Below are 20795 nucleotides of genomic sequence, written 5' to 3'. Positions count from 1 at the left end.
CTGCAACGAACCGGAAACAACATAATTGACACGATTTGGGTCATGAGCTCGTAACGCGCAAATTTGGCAGAGGCGGATGGCGGGCTGACGTGCCGGGTTGGATGCGGTGACACGGTGGAGCGGTACGCCCGGCGGCGCGCCGCGCCGCCGGGACGAAGATTTGCCGGGATAAGCCCGAAGACACCGATGCCAGAATCGACAAGGTCGACAAAATTGCCGAAGCGGGGTTGTTTGGCGTTGCTGTTGTTGTGTAACCTCGGGTTCGTGCCGCAACCGGCGCTGGCGGCGATGGAGGTGTCGCGCTCCGAAGGCGTGCAGATCATCACCACGCGACGTGCGCCGCCGGCCGCAAGCAGCGCCGTGCCGGCTTCCGCGCCACAGGCGTCGGCGCTGTCCGGACGCGGCAACGCGCCCGACCTCGCGCAGGCCGCCGTCGCGCGTGCCGCGCAGGCGGCGATTCCGAGCGTGGCGGCCAGCGATGAGCGCGAGCTGGTCAAGCGTGCGCTGGCCGAAGAGCAGCGCGGCATGAACGAGGCGATCGCGAATTACGCGCGCGCCAGCAAGGCCGGTGCCAGCCCGGAAACGCTGGCGCCGCTCGAGCGCGAAGTCCGCGCGCGGCTGCAGAAGATCGACATGCTGATGCGCGCCCCGCATTGAGGCGCGCACCGGACAGGCCGGCATCACAAAAAGAAGAAGGGGAAGTACCTTGAAGGGAATGACGTTTGGACTGACGACCCGCAAGGCCGCCATCGGCCTGGGCGTCGTGGCCTTGCTGGCCATGGCCGGTTGCAAGAAGAAGCCCGCTGACAGCGCCGCTGCGCAAGGCGATGTGCAGCCCGCGCCCGCAGCGGCTTCGGCCCAACCCGCGGCATCGGCGCCGGCGACGCCCGCGCAAACCAACGTTGCCGGCCTGTGGTCCGGTGCATTCGTGGTCAACCGCGACAAGGAAGACCGCTCGTGGTATCCGCTGCTCAATGAGATTCCGGACCATGCCGGCTTTATGCGCAACGGCAGCCGGCAGGAGCTGGTGATTGCGCTGGCGCAGGCGTCATCTGTCGACGTGCTGCGCTTTCGCGGCCTGTCCGATGCCGGGGCGCGCAGCAATGCGCGCCATGCCCGCGTCGAAGCCTCCGCCGGCGGCACGCAAGGCCCCTGGACCGTGATCTACGATGCGGACCTGCCGGGGCAGGACGGCTACGATACCCGCGTGCCGCTGGCTCAGCCCGTCAAGGCCGGGGCACTGCGCCTGACGCTTACCGGCAACCGCTGGTCGGGCGACCAGGACGAGGGCCAGATCGGCCTACAGCAGTTCATGGCCTATGGCAAGCCCGAGGCCGCGGCCGACAAGGTGCGCCAGGTGGGCGGCATCTACCAGTTCCCGGTGGAATTCGGTTCGTCCGGCTACATGCTGCTTCACCAGGACGGCGCGGCGGTGGAAGGCTGCTATGTGGAAGGCGACTACAGCAACAAGCAGATGAAGATCACGCAGGTGCTGGGCACGATTTCCGGCGGGCTGGAAAACGGCGCCCTGCTGGCCTTCCGGCGCACCACCGAGGGCGCGCCGGAGAAGGGCGCCATGGCATTCAGCCCGGACGGCAGCCATGCCTACGCCGCGCTGGTGAAGGGCGATGCGCGCACCTTCGACAGCGTGCGCGAAGCCGGCGGCTGGCGCCTGGCGGACCAGGCGCCGCCGTGCTTCCCGAAGGCCGAGGCTGCCGCCGATCCCATCGGCCAGGCGCTGGAAGGCGCGGGCCGCGTGCAGCTCTACGGCGTCAACTTCGAAACCGATTCCGACGTGCTGAGCGCGGCGGCCCGGCCGCTGCTGGACCGTGCCGCCAAGGCGGTGCTGGCGCATCCCGACTGGCGCCTGCGCGTGGAGGGGCATACTGACAGCACCGGTGGCGACGCGCGCAACCAGCCGCTGTCCGAACGCCGCGCCGCCGCCGTCAAGCGCTACCTGGAAGGCGCCGGCGTGCCCGCCGACCGCCTCGATGCCAAGGGCTATGGCGCCACCCATCCGCTGATGTCCAACGACACGCCATTCGGCCGCGCGCAGAACCGCCGCGTGGAGCTGGCCAGGCAGTGATGCCAGCGCCTGTGGCCGCGCCGGCGCGCGGTGTCGTGGCGGCCCTGCTGGTGGCGGGCGCAGTGCCGGCCGGCGCCGAGATCGTCGTGCATGCGGACCGCGGCAGCGGCGTGACCTTTCTCACGTCGCGCAGCGCTGGGCCCGCAGAAGCGGCTCGCACTGCGGCGCCCGCAGCGTTGCCGGCGCGGGCGTTTATCGGGCTGCCAACGCAGCCGGTGGCAAAGGCTGCCGTCGTCGCCGGCAAATCCCCGCCCTCCGACCTGGTGGCCCTCGCGCACCGCGCGGCGCAGGCCGCGGCAGTGGACCCGCATCTGCTGATGGCCATGGTGGAGGTGGAGTCAGGCTGGAACCCGCAAGCCACCTCCGTCAAGGGTGCCATCGGCCTGACGCAGCTGATGCCGGCCACGGCACGCATGCTGGGCGTGACCGATGCCTATGATCCGGCCCAGAACCTGCAGGCCGGTGCGTCCTACCTGGGCGGCCTGCTGTCGCGCTTCAACGGCGACACCAGCCTGGCCCTGGCGGCCTACAACGCGGGCGAAGGCGCGGTGCTGCGCCATGGGTCGCGCATCCCTCCGTTTGCCGAAACCCAGGCCTACGTGCCGCAGGTGCTGGGCCGCTATGCGCGCTTGCGCGGCGGCCAGGACGACAGCGCCGCGGCGCCCTTGCGCCAGCCGGCGGCGCCGGCGCAGCGAGGCGGCCTGGTCATTGTCTCGTTCCAGAACCCTCCCGCCTTAGCGGTGAAGAAAAAGGAGAAGTCATGAAGTCGTACTGGATCCCGCGTGCCTGCCTGCCGGTCATGTTGGCGCTGGCCGTTGCCGGCTGTGGCAAGGAAGAGGGGCGCTCCGCCGCCGCCAGCGATGCCTTGCCGAAAGCCTGCCAGGAAGCCGAAGCCGCGCAACGCGCCTGCACCGAGAACATGGCGGCCAAGCTCGACAAGTCGGGGCAGGCCGCGGCCGCCCAGACCCTGCGCGACGGGCTGCCCGGCGAGCTGGAATCGATCCGCACGCGCTGGGCCGGCGTCTCCGACAAGGATGGCCTGGCGCAGTCCTGTGCGACGGTGCGCGACAGCTTCCGCGACATGCCGCAGTGCAAGGATTGACGCCTGTCCGCCACAGCGCCAGCGTGCCGGCGCCTTGTTGAACAGACCCTAATGGAGAGGCGACAGATGCCGAAGAAATCCGACCGTGCCACCGCGCGTCAATCCCTCGACCGCCGCACGGCGCTTGGCGCAAGCCTGGCCCTGGCTGCGCTGCTGCTCCCGGCAGCCGCTGCGGCCGGCGTCTGCGATGCGCCGTGGATGCATGACGGCGGCGAGATCCGCATGACCATGCAGGGCGGTGCGCCGGGCACGGCGACCATGTCCGTGTCCAGCGTGCGCAAGTCGGGCAAGGGCCAGTGCAATGCCAATATCAGCGTCGTGTCGAATGTGGCCGCGGCCGGCTCAGCCAACGAGACGCGGCTGGACTACACCATGGCGGTGATCGAAGACCGCCTGACCATCTCGCGCGGCGGCGCGCCGGGCAAGGTCGAGGGCAAGAGCGCCGCCGGCACGGCATCGGGCATGCTCGACAGCAGCGCGGTCGGCACGCTGGCCTACGGCGGCGTCATTGAAGCGGAAGGGCAGCGGCTGCCGGGCGAGTCGCAGACCGTGCGCATGGACCTGCAGATGACCGCCGCCGGCCAGAGCGCCGGCCAGGCCAAAATCCCATCCGCCAAGGTCACCATCGGCGGCAAGGTCGTCGGCAAGCGCGCGACCATCCCCACCCGCCTCGGCCAGAAATCCTGCTGGCCGGTCCGCTACGAGCGCAGCACGACCATGGCGCCAGTCACGGTGGAGGGCCACACCGTGTCGGTGCCGCCGGCGACCGCCAGCGTCACGGACTGGTACTGCCCCGACATGGGCCTGGTCATGAAGCAGGAGGTCGTGCAGAACGGCCAGACCGGCACCATCGAGGTGGTCTCGGTCAGATAACCCGGGCATCGTCCGGATCGTCCCCCACGCGGGGTGCTGTGCGCTAAAGTTCTCCGCGCGGCTGCCGTTGGTTATGGATCGATAACAAGCGGAGCGCCGGCACCCGCCGCGCGGCTCCACAAGACGATTCAGGGGACGCATGACGCATGAGTCGGGTTTGCGCCTGGAACTTGCCGAGCCAGGCGAGCAGGTGCATGCGCGCTACACGCCGCAGCCGGGCAGGCTGCCGCCGGACCAGGCCAGCCTGCGCCAATGCCTGGACAGCCTGGGCTGGGCCGGCGCGCGGCTGGATGCGCGCGCGGTGGCGCAGTTCCTGGCGCAATGCCAGCGGGCCGAGCATGAGATCGATGCCACCATCGGTGCGCTGATCGACGGCGCCTTCGAGCTCGACATCACCGCCGACGGCCTGGCCGTGCGGCTGACGCTGCTGCCAGCCGAAGGCGGCCGCCCGGTCAGCGCGGAGGACATCCGTCGCGCCGTGGCCGAACGCGGCGTGGTGGCACCGATCCAGACCCTGGCACTGGACGCCGCGCTGGCCGAAGGCCGTTGCGAGCTGCGCACCATTGCCGCCGGCGTCGCGCCGCGCCAGGGTGAGCCGGCGCGCTTTATCAACCTGCTAGAACCGCGCAAGCCGGCGCAGCCTGACGACGAGGCCGGCAAGGTCGACCTGCGCGACCTGGGCAACCTGCTGCTGGTCAGCCCCGGCACGCCGCTGATGCGGCGCATCCCGGCAGTGCATGGCAATGACGGCATCGACGTATTCGGCAAGCCCGTCGCCGCCGATCCGGTCGATGATCCGCCCTTTGCCGAAGGCCTGACCGGCGCTGCCGCCGATGCCGACGATCCGGAGCTGCTGCGCGCGGTGATCGCAGGATCGCCGGTGGTGGGCGTGCACGGCATCTCGGTCAGCCCGGTGGTGCAGGTGGACTCGGTCGACCTGCACTCAGGCAACGTGGCGTTCGACGGCACGCTGCGCGTGTCGGGCGATATCCGCACCGGCATGTCGGTCAATGTCAGCGGCGACGTGGTGGTCGAGGGCACCATCGAAGCCGCCAACGTCGAGGCCGGCGGCAATGTCATCGTCAAGGGCGGCATCATCGGCAAGGCCGACACCGGCCGCGCCGAAGGCGGCATCAGCCGTGCCAGCGTGCGCTGCAAGGGCGCGGTGAAGGCACGCTTTATCGAGAACGCCGTGGTCGAGGCCGGCACCGCGGTCAACGTCGAAAGCGGCATCCGGCAGAGCGATGTTGCTGCCGGCGAGCGCATCGTGGTGGGCGGCACCGGCGCGCAGGGTAGCATCAGCGGCGGCCGCAGCCGTGCCTTGCTGGCGGTGCGCGCCGCGGTGCTGGGCGCACCTGCCGGCACCGCCACCAGCATCCAGGTCGGCCTGAATCCTTTTGCCGACGCACAGCGCGCCGCGCTGGAAGCCGAGCGCCGCCGCATGCTGGCAGAGCAGAACAAGGTCAAGCAGCTGGTGGATTTCTTTGCCAAGCATCCCGAGAAGGCCGTGGGTGACCTGCGCGAAAAGGCGCGCGCGACACTGTTCAAGCTGTCGCGCGATCTGTTCGAGCTGGAGGCACGCCTGACCGAACTGGGGCAGCAGATGCAGCCGGCCGCCGAGGCCGTGATCGACGCCGCGCGCCGCATCCATGGCGGCGTCACGCTGCAGGTTGGCAGCCGCGTGCTCAAAGTGATGGAAGACAAGCCTGGCGGCCAGATCCGTCTGGTCGACGACCGCATCGCCGTCAGCTGAACGCGCGCTGTTATCCGCGGGGATTTGTACTATGCTGCAGTTATGTCCTGGGGTGCCGCAGGATGGGCGAGAGAGCTAGAGTCGGGCAGTGAATGAAGAAGCGGATCAGCACTCTGCGGAAGCGTTACACGGAACCAACTCACGTGGCACTGGAATAACCGGAAGGCCAGCCATCAAGGCTGGCCTTTCTGTTTTCCGTGATGGCTGCCAGGCGAACTACACTGAAGGTGCAACCATTATCCAAAGGAGGTTGCTATGGCCGCCACCTTGATTACCGCGCTGGTCCTGATCGCCCTTGTTGCGTGCGCCGCATTTACCATCTGGATGTTGCGGGAAAAGAACCCGACGCTGCTGCAGCAGCAGGAGCAGTCAGTGCGCACATGGTTTGATCACATGATCCATCGCCACTGACGCCTGGCGATTCGATTTCGTCCAGCCCGCCGCCACGGCGGGCTTTTTCATGGACTGAGGCTCATGCGGCCCACAAGCGCAGTTCATGCAATCCGCTTCGCTCCACCCGGGTGCCGAGTGCCCGTCCCTCGTCTTCAAACATGGCCTGCAGCCACGTCATATCCACTTCGCGCGCGTAGGCCAGACGGAAATGGCTGCGCCGCAACGGCACCAGCCGCAGGTCGGCGCTGCCGCCGGCATCGAAGCTGACGAAGGCCATCAGCGCCAGGTCCGGCCGGTATTCGTCGTAGCCACCGATGCCTTCGTAATCGTTGATGAAATCGCCGCAGCCGTACAGGATCGGCTTGCCGGCATGCAGCTCAATCCCCAGCGGATGATGCGAGGAATGCCCGTGCACAATGTCGATTTCGCCGCTTTCCACCAGCCCGCGGGCGAAGGCGCGTTGCGCGGGGTCGATGTGGTAGCCCCAGTTCGGGCCCCAGTGGATCGATACCACCACGACGTCGCCGGCACGCCTGAGCTTGCGCACCTGTGCGGCAATGCGTTCGCGCGAGGCAACGGACCAGTCTTCCAGCAGGTTCACGCCGGAATGTCCGGCGCTGGCGCGCCACGCCGCCGGGGTGCCGGCATTTTCCATGGCGAGGGCCAGCACCAGCACGCGGCCGCCGCCGGGCAGCGGCAGCTGTACGGCGTGCGCCGCGCTCGCCTCGTCGGGGCCGGCGCCGGCATGCGCGATATGCGCGCCGTCGAGCGCCGCCAGCGTATCCGTCAGGCCCGCGCGGCCCCAGTCCATCACATGGTTGTTGGCCAGCACCGCACAGTCGATGCCGGCGGCCTGCAGGCAGGCGATATTGCCCGGATGCATGCGATAGTGCACCGCCTTGCCGGGCCAGGCATCGTCGCTGGTGGTGATGGCGGTTTCCAGGTTGACGATGCGCGGCCGCGCAACACGGCTTTCCAGTTCCGCCAGGGCATCGCCCCACGGGTATTCCGGCGAGGCGGGGCGCGCGATCGGGCCGGCCTTGTGCTCGGCCAGGCGCACGTAGTCGAGCGCGGAATGCACATACGATTCATGCAGCAGCGGCTGGCTGGGATGCGCGAGGATCTGGTCGATGCCGCGCCCGGTCATTACGTCGCCGCACAGGAACAGGGGAGGGTGGCTGGCTGTGTTCATGGCGCAGACGGACGGCGCGAGGGCGCCATGCCGGCTGTTCATTCATGATAGGCCGGCAGGGTGGCGGCGCGGCATGATCGCGTTGCGGCACTTGCCATGGAGATTGTGCGCGTGGGGCCAGAGCCCCATTTACATTTAGGTGGTGCCTGCCTTAAATGATGTAGTCATCGGTCCTCGTGGCCATTTCCCTGCACCCAGACGCCGCGCGCCGTCCGATGTTTCCAACCAGCATCGGGAGGCACACTATGGCCCAGCCATCGCAGGAACACATTGAGGCACTCAAGACACAGCTGCGCGGGCGCCTGCTGCAGCCGGACGACAGCGGCTACGACGAAGCGCGCCGCATCTGGAACGCGATGATCGACCGCCGTCCGCCACTGATCGTGCAGGCCGCGGGCGCTGCAGACGTGATCGCCGCGGTCAACTTCGCGCGCGACCATGGCGTGCTGCTGTCGATACGCGGCGGCGGCCACAATATCGGCGGGCTGGCGATCTGCGAGGATGGCATGGTGCTGGACCTGTCGCAGATGAAATCCGTGCGCATCGATCCCCACGCGCAACGTGGCTTCGTGGAGCCTGGCGCCACACTGCGCGATTTCGACCATGAAGCGCAGGCCTTTGGCCTCGCCACGCCACTGGGCATCAACTCCACCACCGGCGTGGCCGGGCTGACGCTCGGCGGCGGCTTCGGCTGGCTCAGCCGCAAGTTCGGCACCACCGTCGACAACCTGGTGTCGGCACAGGTCGTGACTGCCGACGGCAAGCTGGTGCGCGCCAGCGCCGACGAGAACGCCGACCTGTTCTGGGCGCTACGCGGCGGCGGCGGCAACTTCGGCGTGGTGACGATGTTCGAGTTCCGGCTGCACCCGGTCGGCCCCGAGGTCTATGGCGGGCTGATCGTCTATCCGCTGGAACAGGCCGCCGCGGTGCTGCCCGCCTATCGTGAACTGTTCAAGTCGATGCCGGACGAGCTGACCGTCTGGGTGGTGCTGCGCCAGGCGCCGCCGCTGCCGTTCCTGCCGCCCGAGGCGCACGGTAAGCCGATCGCGGCACTGGCGATCTGCTATATCGGCCCGCCTGACAAAGGCCCCGAACTGGTCGAGCCTTTGCGCAAGCTCGGCACGCCCTACGGCGAGCATGTCGGTCCCATGCCGCTTACGGCATGGCAGCAGGCGTTCGACCCCTTGCTGACGCCGGGCGCGCGCAATTACTGGAAATCGCACAACTTCGCCGGGCTGGACGACGGCCTGATCACGATGCTGATCGAGCAGATCGGAAAGCTGCCCTCGCCGCAATGCGAAGTCTTTATCGGCGCCATGGGCGGGCAGACCAACCGCGTCGCGCCTGACGCGACTGCCTACGCCAGCCGCGACGCCAACTTCATCATGAACCTGCACGGGCGCTGGGACGCGCCCGCTGACGACGACAAGTGCATCAGCTGGGCCCGTGAAGTGTTCCGCGCGGCAGCGCCCTTTGCACTGGGCAGCGTCTATGTGAACTTCCTGACGCAGGAAGAAACCGACCGCATTGGCGCGGCCTACGGGCCCAACTACGACCGGCTGGTCGAGGTGAAGCGGCGCTACGATCCGGGCAACCTGTTCCGCCATAACCACAACATCAATCCAGCGGCGTAACTGGCGTAACCTGCAGGGACAGGCAGGAAGGCGGGGCAGGGCGGGTGGCCTGCCCCGTTTTCACGCGGCTGCAATACTGGCATGCGAGTATCGCCGCGACCGCGTTGTATCCACAGGGAGCAGATCAGATGAGACCGGGCGAAGCAGAATTGGTGCGGCGCATCCACAACGAGGTGGCCGACTACTACGACGAAGAGATCGAACTGGAACTGGACGACCGCGAAGCCAGCGAGGCCTTCGGCGATCCGGTGCACCTGGACGACGAGGCCGAGCAGGACAGCCGCCGCCACTATTTCCGCGAGCTGTTCCGCCTGCAGGGCGAACTGGTGCGGCTGCAGAGCTGGGTGGCCGCCACCGGGCACAAGATCGTCATCATCTTCGAAGGACGCGACGCTGCCGGCAAGGGCGGCGTGATCAAGCGCATCACGCAGCGCCTGAACCCGCGCGTCTGCCGCGTGGCGGCGCTGCCCGCGCCCAACGACCGCGAACGCACCCAGTGGTACTTCCAGCGCTACGTGGCGCACTTGCCCGCCGCCGGCGAGATCGTGCTGTTCGACCGCAGCTGGTACAACCGCGCCGGCGTCGAACGCGTGATGGGCTTCTGCTCTGACGAGCAGTATGAAGAGTTCTTCCGCTCCGTGCCCGAGTTCGAAAAGATGCTGGTGCGCTCCGGCATCCAGGTGATCAAGTACTGGTTCTCGATCACCCACGACGAACAGCGTCTGCGCTTCCTCAGCCGCATCCACGATCCGCTCAAGCAGTGGAAGCTGAGCCCGATGGACCTGGAATCGCAGCGCCGCTGGGAGGACTACACCAAGGCCAAGGAAATCATGCTCGAGCGCACGCACATTGCCGAAGCGCCGTGGTGGGTGGTGCAGGCCGACGACAAGAAGCGCGCACGGCTGAACTGCATCCATCACCTGCTGAGCCAGGTCCCCTATGCGGACGTAGAGGCGCCCAGCGTGGTGCTGCCGGGGCGCGAACGGCATGAGGACTATGTGCGGCAACCGGTGCCGAAGGAGATGATCGTGCCGGATGTGTATTGAGGAATCAGACCCTAGGGTTTGCACGGGGTGCGCCATCGTCCCCCTGCGGTAGACGGCTACCTATAATGAAAACAGCCACCTGTAAATCCAAGGGTGGCCGTTATCGTGGAACTGCTAGTTTTTTGGGCGGCCATGCTTGCTGCCTACCTTCTGATGAAGCGTGCCGGCTGCTTCAGCCAGCCGGTGCTTTATCCCGATTTAGATCATCCCTTCCGCTACTGGTGGGCGCAACGGCTGGGGCGCCCGCTGCCACCGCCGGCTTTGCCGGATCCCAGGCAACAAAAAACCCGGAGAGCGTGACGCTGTCCGGGTTGGCTTGTGTGGGCGATGCCCTGGAATTCTGTGGTGCCGAAGAGAGGAATCGAACCCCCGACCTTCTCATTACGAATGAGCTGCTCTACCGACTGAGCTACTTCGGCAACATGTTCCGGTGAACTGGAACAGCCCGCAATAGTAGCAGCGTTTTTCCGCCTTGTGAACCCCTTTTGTGTCGCCCGTGCCATCCGGCCGGGGCCGAAAGAAAACGGGGCGCCACCTGGGCGCCCCGTCCTGTTGCCGCGCGGCCGGAATCAGGCCTTGCCTTCGGCTTCCAGGTGGTAGCGGGTGACGCGTTCCACTTCGTTCTTGGAGCCCAGGATCACGGAGACGCGCTGGTGCAGTTTTTCGGGCTGCACGTCCATGATGCGCTGGTGGCCGTTGGTGGCGGCGCCGCCGGCCTGTTCGACCAGCATGGCCATCGGGTTGGCTTCGTACATCAGGCGCAGCTTGCCCGGTTTTTCCGGCTCGCGCTTGTCCCACGGGTACATGAAGACGCCGCCGCGGGTCAGGATGCGGTGCACGTCCGCAACCATCGAGGCGACCCAGCGCATGTTGAAGTTCTTGCCGCGCGGGCCTTCTTCGCCGGCCAGGCATTCGTCGATATAGCGGCGCACGGGCGGGGCCCAGTGGCGCATGTTCGACATGTTGATGGCGAATTCCTTGGTGTCGTCCGGGATCGTCACGTTGGAGTGCGTCAGCACGAAGCTGCCTGCCTCGCGGTCGAGCGTGAACATGTGCACGCCGTTGCCGACGGTCAGCACCAGCGTGGTCTGCGGGCCGTATACGGCGTAGCCGGCGGCGACCTGGTGGGTGCCGGGCTGCATGAAGTCGGCCTCGGTCACGGTCTGGCCCGGCTTGGGCATGTGCAGCACCGAGAAGATGGTGCCGATCGAGACATTGACGTCAATGTTCGACGAGCCGTCCAGCGGGTCGAACATCAGCAGGTATTCGCCCTTCGGGTAGCGGTTGGGAATCTCGTAGAACGATTCCATTTCTTCCGACGCCATGGCGGCGAGGTGGCCGCCCCATTCGTTGGCGTCGAGCAGCACTTCATTGGCGATCACGTCCAGCTTCTGCTGGGTTTCGCCCTGGACGTTGCCGGTGCCGGCCGAGCCCAGCACGCCGGCGAGGGCGCCCTTGCTGACGGCGTTGGAAATGGCCTTGCAGGCGCGCGCGACCACTTCGATCAGCAGCCGCAGTTCGGGCTGGATCGTGTTGTGCTTGCGCTGCTCCTCGACCAGGTAGCGGGTGAGGCTGATGCGAGTCATGGTTGGTTCTCCTTGGATGGCCGCAATTCTACATGCCCGGCCGCGCTTGGCCGGGCAAAGGGGGCGTTGGCGGGCCTCCCTGTGTCGTTCCCGCCGCTCAGGCGGCGAGCGCCTTGCCGACGATCTCGCGCACGTCGCGCGACAGCGTGCTGCTGGCGGCGACGCGTTCCAGTTCGGCGCGCATGCGGTCGCGCAGCGCCAGTTCGTATTTCTGCCAGCGGTCCATCACCCGCGCCAGGCGCGCGGCCACTTGCGGGTTGATGGCATCGAGCGCCAGCACCTGGTCGGCCCAGAAACGGTAGCCCGAGCCGTCCTGGGCGTGGAACTGCGCCGGGTTGCCGGAGCAGAAGCTGAAGATGAGCGAACGCGCGCGGTTGGGGTTGCGCAGGTTGAAGGCGGGGTGCTCCATCAGCGCGAGCACGGTGTCGATGGTGCGCTTGCCGGCGTGCGGGCCGACTTCACCGCGCTGCATGCCTTGCAGCGAGAACCATTTGTCGATCACCAGCGGGTCGTCCTCGAAGCGCTCGTAGAAGTCCGCCAGCGCATGCTCGCGCCCGGGGGCGAAACTGTTGACCAGCGCCGACAGCGCGGCGAAGCGGTCAGTCATGTTGTCGGCGTTCTGGTACTGCTGCTCGGCCAGCGCCTGCATCGCGGCGTCGCCGCTGTCGGCCAGGTAGCCGAGCGCAAGGTTGCGCAGTGCGCGCCTGGCGGCGGATGTGGCATCGGGCGAGTAGTTGCCCGGCGTGGCGTTGCCCTCGTAGGCGGCGAGCCAGTCGGCCTGCAGCGCGCGCGCCAGGCCTTCGCGCATGAACTGGCGGGCGCGGTGGATGGCGGCGGGATCGGCCACGCCCATGCGCTCAGCCAGGTAGGCCTCGGCGGGCAGCACCAGCGCCTGTTCGCGGAAGGCGGGATTGAGCGTGTCGTCGGTCAGCACGGCGCCCATGGCCTGCACCAGCGCGGGCTCGAGCTTGAGCTCGCGCCCGGCCTGCACGTCTGCCACCATCTGCAGCAGCGCGCGCGTGGCCAGGCGCTGGCCGGCTTCCCAGCGGTTGAAGGCGTCGCTGTCGTGCGACAGCTGGAAGGTCAGCTGCGCGTCGGTGTACTCGGCATCGACGATCACCGGCGCCGAGAAGTTGCGCAGCAGCGAGGGCAGCGGGGCACTGGCGCCGCGCGGCAGGTTGATGAAGCGGAAGCGCTGCTCGGCCTGCGTGAAGTCGAGCACGCGCGTGGTCGCTCCGGGCGTGCTTTCGCCTTCGAGCTGCAGCGGCAGGTCCTTGCCGTCTGCGCCAAGCAGTCCGAGCGCGAACGGGATATGGAAGGGCTGCTTCTCGGGCGTGCCGGCGCGGGTTTCGATGCCGACCTTGGGGCAGCGCTGCGACAGCGTCAGCGTCAGGCTGCCGTCGTCGCCGTTCCAGTCCGTGCGCGCCGTCACCACCGGGGTGCCGGCCTGGCTGTACCACAGGCCGAACTGGCTCAGGTCGCGGCCGTTGGCATCGGCCATTGCCGCACGGAAGTCGTCGCAGGTGACGGCCTGGCCGTCATGGCGCTGGAAGTACAGGTCCATGCCCTTGCGGAAGCCCTCGCGGCCGAGCAGGGTCTGGTACATGCGCACGACTTCGGCGCCTTTCTCGTACACGGTGACCGTGTAGAAGTTGTTGATCTCTTCATAGCTGTCGGGGCGCACCGGGTGCGCCATCGGGCCGGCGTCCTCGGGGAACTGCACCTGGCGCAGCACGCGAACGTCCTCGATGCGCTTGACCGCGCGGCCGGATTCCGAGCCCATCATGTCGGCCGAGAACTCCTGGTCGCGGAACACCGTCAGGCCTTCCTTGAGCGAAAGCTGGAACCAGTCGCGGCAGGTCACGCGGTTGCCGGTCCAGTTGTGGAAGTACTCATGGCCGACCACCGCCTCGATATTGGCGAAGTCCGTGTCGGTGGCGGTCTGCGCGTTGGCCAGCACGTACTTGGTGTTGAAGATGTTCAGGCCCTTGTTCTCCATCGCGCCCATGTTGAAGTCGCCCACGGCGACGATCATGAAGCGATCCAGGTCAAGTTCCAGCCCGAAGCGGCGCTCGTCCCAGCGGATCGAATGGATCAGCGAATCCATAGCGTGGCGGGTCTTGTCGAGGTCGCGCGCCTCGACCCAGACCTGCAGCAGCTTGTCCTTGCCGGAGGCGGACTGGATCCGTTCCTCGATGCATTCGAGCTTGCCCGCGACCAGCGCGAACAGGTAGGCCGGCTTGCGGAAGGGGTCTTCCCACACGGCTTCGTGGCGGCCGTCGGGCAGTTCGCGCTGGCTCACCAGGTTGCCGTTGGACAGCAGCACCGGATAGGCGGCGCGGTCGGCGCGCAGCGTGACGCGGTAGGTCGCCATCACGTCGGGGCGGTCCAGGAAGTAGGTGATGCGGCGAAAGCCCTCGGCTTCGCACTGGGTGAAGAAGTTGCCGTTGGACACGTACAGGCCCGACAGCGTGGTATTGGCCGCGGGCTGGCACGCCGTGGTGATCTCCAGCGTGCCCTGCGCCGGCAGGCCGGGGATGGTCAGCGTGCCGGCATCCTGGGTCGCGTTGGCGACCGGCTTGCCCTCCAGGCTGACGCCGATCAGTTCGAGTTCCTCGCCGGCCAGCACCAGCGGTGCGTCGGGCGCGCCGGCCTGGCGCGCGAAGCGCAGCGTGCTGGTGACCACGGTGCGCTGGGGATCGAGGTCCAGCACCAGCTCGGCGTGGTCGATGGCGAACGGCGGCGGGGTATAGTCCTTGCGATAGACGGTAACGGGCGTGTCGGTGCGCAGCATGGAAAGATCCTGTCTTCGGAAGACCGTTAGGAAAGGGGGCGGGCCATGCGCGCGGCAGCGAAGCATGGCGCTGAAGTCCTCATTGTAGCCAAGGGGTCGGGGCGCGGCCCGGCGCAGCACGGCATCGGCATGCTGCGGGGAATTCCGCGCCGGCGGCGTGGTCTCAGAGACACGTGGGTATTCAGAGGAAAGCGAGGTAGCACTATGTGGCAGCGCGCAGGCGGTGTCGGCAATGCAGGAGCGGTGGGGCCGCGCAGGTGGTGGGGGGCGATGGCGTTGCTGGCGGCGCTGTTGCTGTCAGGGTGCGCCAGCACAGTGGTGACCGATGTCACGGCGTTCCGCCAGCCGGGCTGGCAGAACGATGCGCCGCGCACCTACAGCTTCGAGCGCAGCGCCGAGCAGGCGGCGCAGCTGGACCGCCAGACCTATGAGCAGTGGCTGGCCGCGGCGCTGGCGGGGATCGGCTTCGAGCAGGTGCCGGCGAAACAGGCGCGCTATCGCGTCAGCATGGACTTCGATGCCGCGCCCGGCATCGTGCGCGTGGCCGAGACCGTCTACTCGGACCCGTGGTACGGCCCGTGGGGCCCTTACTGGGGGCCCGGCTACTACCGCCCCTACGGGCCCTGGGGTCCGTGGGGCCCATGGGGGCCGGGCTACTGGCCGCCGCAGACCGTGGTGCGCGACGTGCCGGTGACGTTCTCCAGCCTGCGGGTGTATTTCAGGGATGCGGCCAGCGGCAAGCGGATCTACCAGGTCACCGCGCAGAACCAGACCGAAAACGGCAGCCTGCCGGCGGTCATGCCCTACCTGATCCGCAGCGCCTTTACCGACTTCCCGGCCGAGAGCGGCCGTCCGCGCAGGGTGACGCTGGAGGTCGAGAAAAACGCAAAGTAGGGCAGCCGGGGGCCGGCCGCGCGGTCCTGGCCAGGCGATGCGTGCGGATGCATGCAGGGGCATGCGTCTGCACCTGCATTGCATACGCAATGGTAAAAGCTGTTTAACTGGAATAATCCACTCAAAAAACGGCCTGCAGGCGGGCTGTGGTGGTACTTTGCGCGGACACGTGGGCTAGAATGGTTGCTCGATTTTTCCGGCCTGTCTGCCGGAATCGCCAGTTTCGCTGCCAGGCGTTGTCATTCGCTGCCGGCCCGTATCCTGAGACTTCTCGATCGGGCCCGAGCCGGTTCTTGGCGGGAGAGGGGCGCTTCCGGTCCGGGCCATTTTCCGGACGAGCCAATGAGCAGCAAGATTAGCGGTGATGCACCGCAACATGCCCCGAACAGTCCTGAAGCGCAGCTGCGCCTCGCTGCGCTGGAATACCACCGCAGCCCCACCAAGGGAAAGATCCAGGTAACCGCGACCAAGGCGCTGTCCAACCAGCGCGACCTGTCGCTGGCCTACTCGCCGGGCGTGGCCTATGCCTGCGAGGAAATCGCCAAGGACCCCGCCACCGCCGCCGAGTACACCTCGCGCGCCAACCTGGTGGCCGTGATCACCAACGGCACCGCCGTGCTGGGCCTGGGCGATATCGGCCCGCTGGCCGGCAAGCCGGTGATGGAGGGCAAGGGCTGCCTGTTCAAGAAGTTCGCCGGCATCGACGTGTTCGACATCGAGCTCGACGCGCGCGACCCGGACAAGATCGTCGAGATCGTTGCCGCGCTCGAGCCCACGCTGGGCGGCGTGAACCTGGAAGACATCAAGGCGCCGGAATGCTTCTACATCGAGCAGAAGCTGCGCGAGCGCATGAACATCCCCGTCTTCCACGACGACCAGCACGGCACCGCCATCATTTCGACCGCGGCGCTGCTCAATGGCCTGAAGGTGGTCGGCAAGGACGTCGGCAAGGTGAAACTGGCCGTGTCCGGCGCCGGCGCGGCTGCCATTGCCTGTCTGGACACCATGGTCAGCCTGGGCGTGAAGCGCGAGAACATCTCGGTGGTGGACTCCAAGGGCGTAATCTACGTTGGCCGCGACGTCAACATGGAAGCCAACAAGGCGCGCTACGCACAGGACACCTCGGCGCGCACGCTGGCTGACATCGTCAAGGACGCCGACGTCTTCCTGGGTTGCTCGACCGCCGGCGTGCTGACCGCCGAGATGGTCAAGACCATGGCCGACAAGCCCATCATCCTGGCGCTGGCCAACCCCGAGCCGGAAATCCGCCCGGAAGTGGCCAAGGCCGCGCGCCCGGACTGCATCATCGCCACCGGCCGTTCGGACTACCCGAACCAGGTCAACAACGTGCTGTGCTTCCCGTACATCTTCCGCGGCGCACTGGATTGCGGCGCGACCAAGATCACGGAAGCGATGAAACTGGCCTGCGTCAAGGCCATCGCCGAGCTGGCCGAGGCCGAGCTGAACGACGCCGTTGCCGCCGCCTACGGCGGCCGTGAGCTGAAGTTTGGCCCGGACTACATCATCCCGACCCCGTTCGACCAGCGCCTGATCGAGAAGATCGCGCCGGCGGTGGCCAAGGCCGCGGAGGAATCCGGCGTGGCCACGCGCCCGATCAAGGACCTCGAAGCGTATCGCCAGCAGCTGTCCACCTATGTCTATCACACCGGCCTGATCATGAAGCCGGTGTTCTCGGCCGCCAAGGCCGCGCCCAAGCGCGTGGCCTACGCCGAGGGCGAGGAAGAGCGCGTGCTGCGTGCCGTGCAGACCGTGGTGGACGAAGGGCTGGCGCGCCCCACCCTGATCGGCCGCCCGCACGTGATCCAGATGCGCATCGAGAAGGCCGGCCTGCGCCTCAAGGCCGGGGTGGACTTCGACCTGGTCAATCCGGAAGAAGACCCGCGCTACCGCGCCTACCACGAGGCCTACCACGCGCTGCGCGGTCGCGACGGCGTGACGCCGGACATGGCCAAGGTGGCGCTGCGCCGCTCCAACACGCTGATCGGCACGATGCTGATGCACATGGGCGATGCCGATGCGCTGCTGTGCGGCACGGTCGGCCGCTTCGAGGCTCACCTTGAGCACGTGCGTGACGTGATCGGCCTGGCGCCTGGCGCCAAGGTGTTCGCCGCGATGAACGCCCTGATGTTGGAGAAGCACACGCTGTTTATCACTGACACCTTCGTCAATGACGATCCCTCCGCCGAGGAACTGGCCGCGATCGCACAACTGGCCGCTGAGGAAATCGCGCGTTTCGGCCTGGTCCCCAAGGCCGCGTTGATGTCGCATTCGATGTTCGGTTCCTCGACCCGTCCGTCGGCGCGCAAGATGCGCGAGGCTGCGGCTATCCTGGCCAAGGTGGCACCGCACCTGGAAGTGGAAGGCGAGATGCAGGGCGACGCCGCACTGGACGAAGACGTGCGCCGCCACTTCCTGCCGTCGACCAAGCTGGCCGGCAGCGCCAACCTGCTGGTGATGCCGACGCTGGACGCGGCCAATATCGCCTTCAACCTGCTCAAGATCACGGGCGGGCAGGGCGTGACGGTGGGCCCGATCCTGCTGGGCGCGGCCAGGCCGGTGCACATCCTGAACCCGCAGGCGACCACACGCCGTATCGTCAACATGACGGCGGTGGCCGTGGCGGAGAGCGGCGCGGTGCGCTGATGCGCTGAAAACGAAGTCAGCAAGAATGCAAAAAGCCGGGTCGTCTGACCCGGCTTTTTGTTTAATGCTGCCCCGCGGCAATTGCGGGGGGAAGGCACTTGACGTGGTTGCTATTGCAGCACGTTGTACTGCTCGCGCATCACGACGATGATCGACTTGGCCGCGGCCAACTGCGTGTCGAGGTTTTCAACATATTCCTGCGGGAAATCGACCTCGGCGCTCCAGTTGCATCCGGTATGGTCAGGCTGGTGCATTCGCACCGCGTGCAGTTCGCATTCGCCGCACTCGGGGTTGTTGTCGAGGCACTGGTTCAGGATGGCCATCAGTTCGGAACGGGTCTTCGGGTAGCGCCGCATGAATCACCTCTCTCAATGTCGTTTTGAGGGTCCGGAACACCAATCTAGGAAGCGTGAAGGGGGGCTTCCAATTGAATCCATCTATGAAATGCTGGCTTTCGATCCGTATTGCCGGACGGCATGCGATGGCGCGGCGCAGCATTGCGGTGGCAGATTTCCGCGCAGTGTGATGCGAACGCGGCAATGAAAAAGCCCGCCGGAAGGGCGGGCTGCAGGACTGCCGGTGAGACGGTTACGTCATCAGAACTTGTGACGCACGCCCACGCCGAAGGTATCGCCGTGCTCGATGCCGGTGATCTTGTCGTAGTAGTAGGCGGCGTACACGTCGGTGCGCTTGGACAGGTTGTAGTCGTAGGCGACGGCAAACGTGTTGCGCTTGAAGTCACCGATTGCGTTCTCGGTCTTGCCATAGGCGTAGGACGCCAGCACGTTGCCGGCACCGATCGGCACCGAGGCGCCGACCTGACCGTTGGAGTGCTTGATGTCGCCGCTGGCGGCCGTGCTGGCCTTGGTCTTGATGTACTGGCCCTGGGCGAACAGCTTGACCACCTTGAAGTCGTATGTGATGCCGCCCAGGACGGCGTCCTGGCGGCTGAAGCCCGCGCTCGACAGGTCGTCGGGAACCGCGTTGAAGCGGACCTGCTGGTACGCGACGGTCGCGGCGAACGGCCCGTTGAAATACATCAGGTTGCCGCCCCACTTGTTCTGGCCCGCGGCACCTGCCTTCTCGCCTGCCGAGTAGATCAGGTTCGCGCTCAGGCCGCCGAAGTTCGGGGTGGAGTACAGCACCGAGTTGTTCCAGCCCGAGTCGCCGATGATGCCCGGGTCCACCACGCCATTGCTGGCGGCACCGAAGTAGGTGTGGAAGATGGTCGGCGAGAACACGTACGAGTCGACCAGCGGGTTGAACAGGATGGTCGAGATGAAGTACGGGGTCGTGTTGCGGCCCAGCTTCAACGTGCCCAGCTTGTCATTCTGCAGGCCGACGTACGCATTGCGGCTGAACATCGAATCCCCGTTGAAGCGGCCGCTGTTGCCGCTGTCCGTGCGGAAGAACCCGTTCAGGTCGAAGATGGCCTTGGTGCCGCCGCCCAGGTCTTCGGTGCCCTTGATGCCCCAGTAGGACGTCTGCATACCGCCCGAGTTGGCCACCCATGCGCGCTCGCCCGAACCCGGGCTCTTGACGCCGCCGACGAACATGTCAGCCTGGCCGTACAGCGTGACGCTGGACTGGGCCATGGCCGCGCCGGAAAAAAGGGTAGCCGCTACCACCGCCAGCTTTAGTGCCGGCTTGTACTGCTTCTGCATTGTTAGACCTCCGTGGTTTGATCGATCCTGCTTGGAACGTTGTGTACTGGGTCCCTGTCGGGTTCTTCTAATGTCTTGGTGCTTTTATTCGTGCCGCCTGGCCTGGCTCGGTGGTGGGTGGTGCATGGGGTGCCGGCGGCATCGGGTACAGCGTTTTTTGTTATACAGGTGACGCTTTTTTGCTCAGGCGGATACTAAGTCGTCAAGCCGGAACTGCGCAATGCGATGGATCTGGTTGATGCACGTTTGCAACTCGTGCTGCGGCGTGTTTTCCAGGCGGCGCGCGAACTCCGCGATGATCCCGTGGCGGTCGTAGCCGCGCACGGCCAGGATGAACGGGAAGCCGAATTTCTGGTTGTAGGCCGCGTTGAGCGACTGCAGGCGGTCGAACTCCTCTGGCGTGCACAGGTTCAGGCCGGCGCCGCTTTGCTCGCGCGTGGATTCGGCGGTCAGCTCGCCGCGCACGGCGGCCTTGCCGGCCAGCTCCGGGTGAGCGCGCACCAGCTTGAGCTGGGCCGCCTCGCCGGCTTCATCGACGGCCTTGCGCAGTGCCTGCGCCAGCGCGGCACCGTCGGCGAAGGGCCGTTGCGCGGCAGCGGCCTCGGCAAACCACGGCGAATGTTCGTAGATGCCGCCCAGCACCTGCACGAACTCCGCGACAGGCATGGTGTTGAGTTGGGCGATGGTGTAGGTCTGGCTCATGCTTGGTTCCGGGGGGTGTAGGGGTGGGTATCGGCCCAGTGGCGGGCGATGTCGACACGGCGGCAGATCCACACCTTGTCGTGTCCCTGCACATAGTCGAGGAAGCGCTGCAGCGCGCGGAAGCGGCCCGGGCGGCCGAGCAGGCGGCAGTGCATGCCGACCGACAGCATCTTGGGGCTGTCCTGTCCGCTCGGGTCGCCTTCCTCGTACAGCACGTCGAACGCGTCCTTGAGGTACTGGAAGAATTGTTCGCCGGTATTGAAGCCCTGCGGCGTGGCAAAGCGCATGTCGTTGGAGTCGAGCGTGTACGGCACCACCAGGTGCGGCTTCTTCTCGCCGCCGGTGACTTCGACTTCGGTCCAGAAGGGCAGGTCGTCGCCGTAGTAGTCCGAGTCGTACAGGAGGCCGCCGT

General features: G+C 66.8%; 17 protein-coding genes, 1 tRNA gene and 1 pseudogene. 11 read left to right on the top strand and 8 right to left on the bottom strand.

Annotated elements, in window-relative coordinates:
* Positions 1–243 precede the first annotated feature (243 nt).
* From AC1Q7H_RS34180 to AC1Q7H_RS34150, 7 genes are all read left to right on the top strand, one after another.
* A complete protein-coding gene (locus tag AC1Q7H_RS34180; protein ID WP_228772684.1) occupies positions 244–657 on the top strand; it encodes a hypothetical protein in 414 nt (137 codons plus the stop codon).
* Between the two features lie 58 nt (positions 658–715).
* Positions 716–2086 carry an OmpA family protein gene (locus tag AC1Q7H_RS34175; RefSeq protein ID WP_492382213.1) on the top strand — a complete coding sequence of 457 codons (1371 nt, stop codon included), beginning with the start codon at positions 716–718 and terminating at the stop codon, positions 2084–2086.
* Entirely contained in the window at positions 2086–2850 is a 765-nt protein-coding gene (locus tag AC1Q7H_RS34170) for a lytic transglycosylase domain-containing protein (RefSeq protein WP_153956196.1), read from the top strand. Before AC1Q7H_RS34175 ends, AC1Q7H_RS34170 begins: the two co-directional genes overlap by 1 nt.
* Positions 2847–3188, top strand: a complete 342-nt coding sequence (locus tag AC1Q7H_RS34165; RefSeq protein ID WP_153956191.1) for a hypothetical protein — start codon at positions 2847–2849, stop codon at positions 3186–3188. Before AC1Q7H_RS34170 ends, AC1Q7H_RS34165 begins: the two co-directional genes overlap by 4 nt.
* A gap of 66 nt (positions 3189–3254) precedes the next feature.
* Complete coding sequence (locus AC1Q7H_RS34160; protein WP_492382211.1) at positions 3255–4061, top strand: hypothetical protein; 807 nt, start codon at positions 3255–3257, stop codon at positions 4059–4061.
* Positions 4062–4200: 139 nt separating this feature from the next.
* Entirely contained in the window at positions 4201–5814 is a 1614-nt protein-coding gene (locus tag AC1Q7H_RS34155) for a flagellar assembly protein A (protein WP_153956836.1), read from the top strand.
* Between the two features lie 255 nt (positions 5815–6069).
* Positions 6070–6225, top strand: coding sequence for a hypothetical protein (locus tag AC1Q7H_RS34150; protein ID WP_013955963.1), 156 nt, complete (start codon positions 6070–6072; stop codon positions 6223–6225).
* Between the two features lie 61 nt (positions 6226–6286).
* Here the strand turns inward: AC1Q7H_RS34150 and AC1Q7H_RS34145 are convergent, their stop codons facing one another.
* Entirely contained in the window at positions 6287–7399 is a 1113-nt protein-coding gene (locus tag AC1Q7H_RS34145; RefSeq protein ID WP_371827390.1) for a CapA family protein, read from the bottom strand.
* Positions 7400–7644: 245 nt separating this feature from the next.
* On the opposite strand from AC1Q7H_RS34145, the gene AC1Q7H_RS34140 reads away from it, so the two are divergent.
* Together AC1Q7H_RS34140 and ppk2 are read left to right on the top strand one after the other, a co-directional pair.
* Positions 7645–9033, top strand: coding sequence for an FAD-binding oxidoreductase (locus tag AC1Q7H_RS34140; RefSeq protein ID WP_211980854.1), 1389 nt, complete (start codon positions 7645–7647; stop codon positions 9031–9033).
* A gap of 128 nt (positions 9034–9161) precedes the next feature.
* A complete protein-coding gene (gene ppk2, locus AC1Q7H_RS34135; protein ID WP_153956839.1) occupies positions 9162–10079 on the top strand; it encodes a polyphosphate kinase 2 in 918 nt (305 codons plus the stop codon).
* 343 nt (positions 10080–10422) lie between these two features.
* Here the strand turns inward: ppk2 and AC1Q7H_RS34130 are convergent.
* The 3 genes from AC1Q7H_RS34130 to pepN form a co-directional block, all read right to left on the bottom strand.
* Positions 10423–10498: transfer RNA gene (locus AC1Q7H_RS34130), tRNA-Thr, on the bottom strand.
* Positions 10499–10648: 150 nt separating this feature from the next.
* On the bottom strand, positions 10649–11665 hold the full coding sequence (locus tag AC1Q7H_RS34125; RefSeq protein ID WP_013955968.1) for a class 1 fructose-bisphosphatase: 1017 nt from the start codon (positions 11663–11665) through the stop codon (positions 10649–10651).
* A 97-nt stretch (positions 11666–11762) separates the two neighbouring features.
* The gene (pepN, locus tag AC1Q7H_RS34120) at positions 11763–14459 is read right to left on the bottom strand and encodes an aminopeptidase N (protein WP_211980855.1); all 2697 of its coding nucleotides are present in this window, start codon (positions 14457–14459) and stop codon (positions 11763–11765) included.
* 270 nt (positions 14460–14729) lie between these two features.
* Between pepN and AC1Q7H_RS34115 the strand changes: the two genes are divergently transcribed.
* A complete protein-coding gene (locus AC1Q7H_RS34115; RefSeq protein ID WP_153956844.1) occupies positions 14730–15353 on the top strand; it encodes a DUF4136 domain-containing protein in 624 nt (207 codons plus the stop codon).
* Positions 15354–15695: 342 nt separating this feature from the next.
* Entirely contained in the window at positions 15696–18017 is a 2322-nt protein-coding gene (locus tag AC1Q7H_RS34110) for an NADP-dependent malic enzyme (RefSeq protein WP_013955971.1), read from the top strand.
* 110 nt (positions 18018–18127) lie between these two features.
* Here AC1Q7H_RS34110 and AC1Q7H_RS34105 read toward each other — a convergent pair whose 3' ends face one another.
* From AC1Q7H_RS34105 to AC1Q7H_RS34090, 4 genes and pseudogenes are all read right to left on the bottom strand, one after another.
* Positions 18128–18373, bottom strand: a complete 246-nt coding sequence (locus AC1Q7H_RS34105) for a hypothetical protein (protein ID WP_013955972.1) — start codon at positions 18371–18373, stop codon at positions 18128–18130.
* 240 nt (positions 18374–18613) lie between these two features.
* The gene (locus AC1Q7H_RS34100) at positions 18614–19681 is read right to left on the bottom strand and encodes a porin (RefSeq protein ID WP_492382210.1); all 1068 of its coding nucleotides are present in this window, start codon (positions 19679–19681) and stop codon (positions 18614–18616) included.
* A gap of 183 nt (positions 19682–19864) precedes the next feature.
* Entirely contained in the window at positions 19865–20383 is a 519-nt protein-coding gene (gene uraD / locus AC1Q7H_RS34095) for a 2-oxo-4-hydroxy-4-carboxy-5-ureidoimidazoline decarboxylase (RefSeq protein WP_211980856.1), read from the bottom strand.
* A pseudogene (locus AC1Q7H_RS34090) lies at positions 20380–20795 on the bottom strand (allantoinase); the annotation flags it as partial. The pseudogene AC1Q7H_RS34090 and the gene uraD, both read right to left, overlap by 4 nt.

Source organism: Cupriavidus sp. GW823-FHT06D04 (assembly GCF_058795055.1).
The sequence above is the reverse complement of the archived record's forward strand: the minus strand, read 5'-3'. Positions and strand labels throughout refer to the sequence as shown.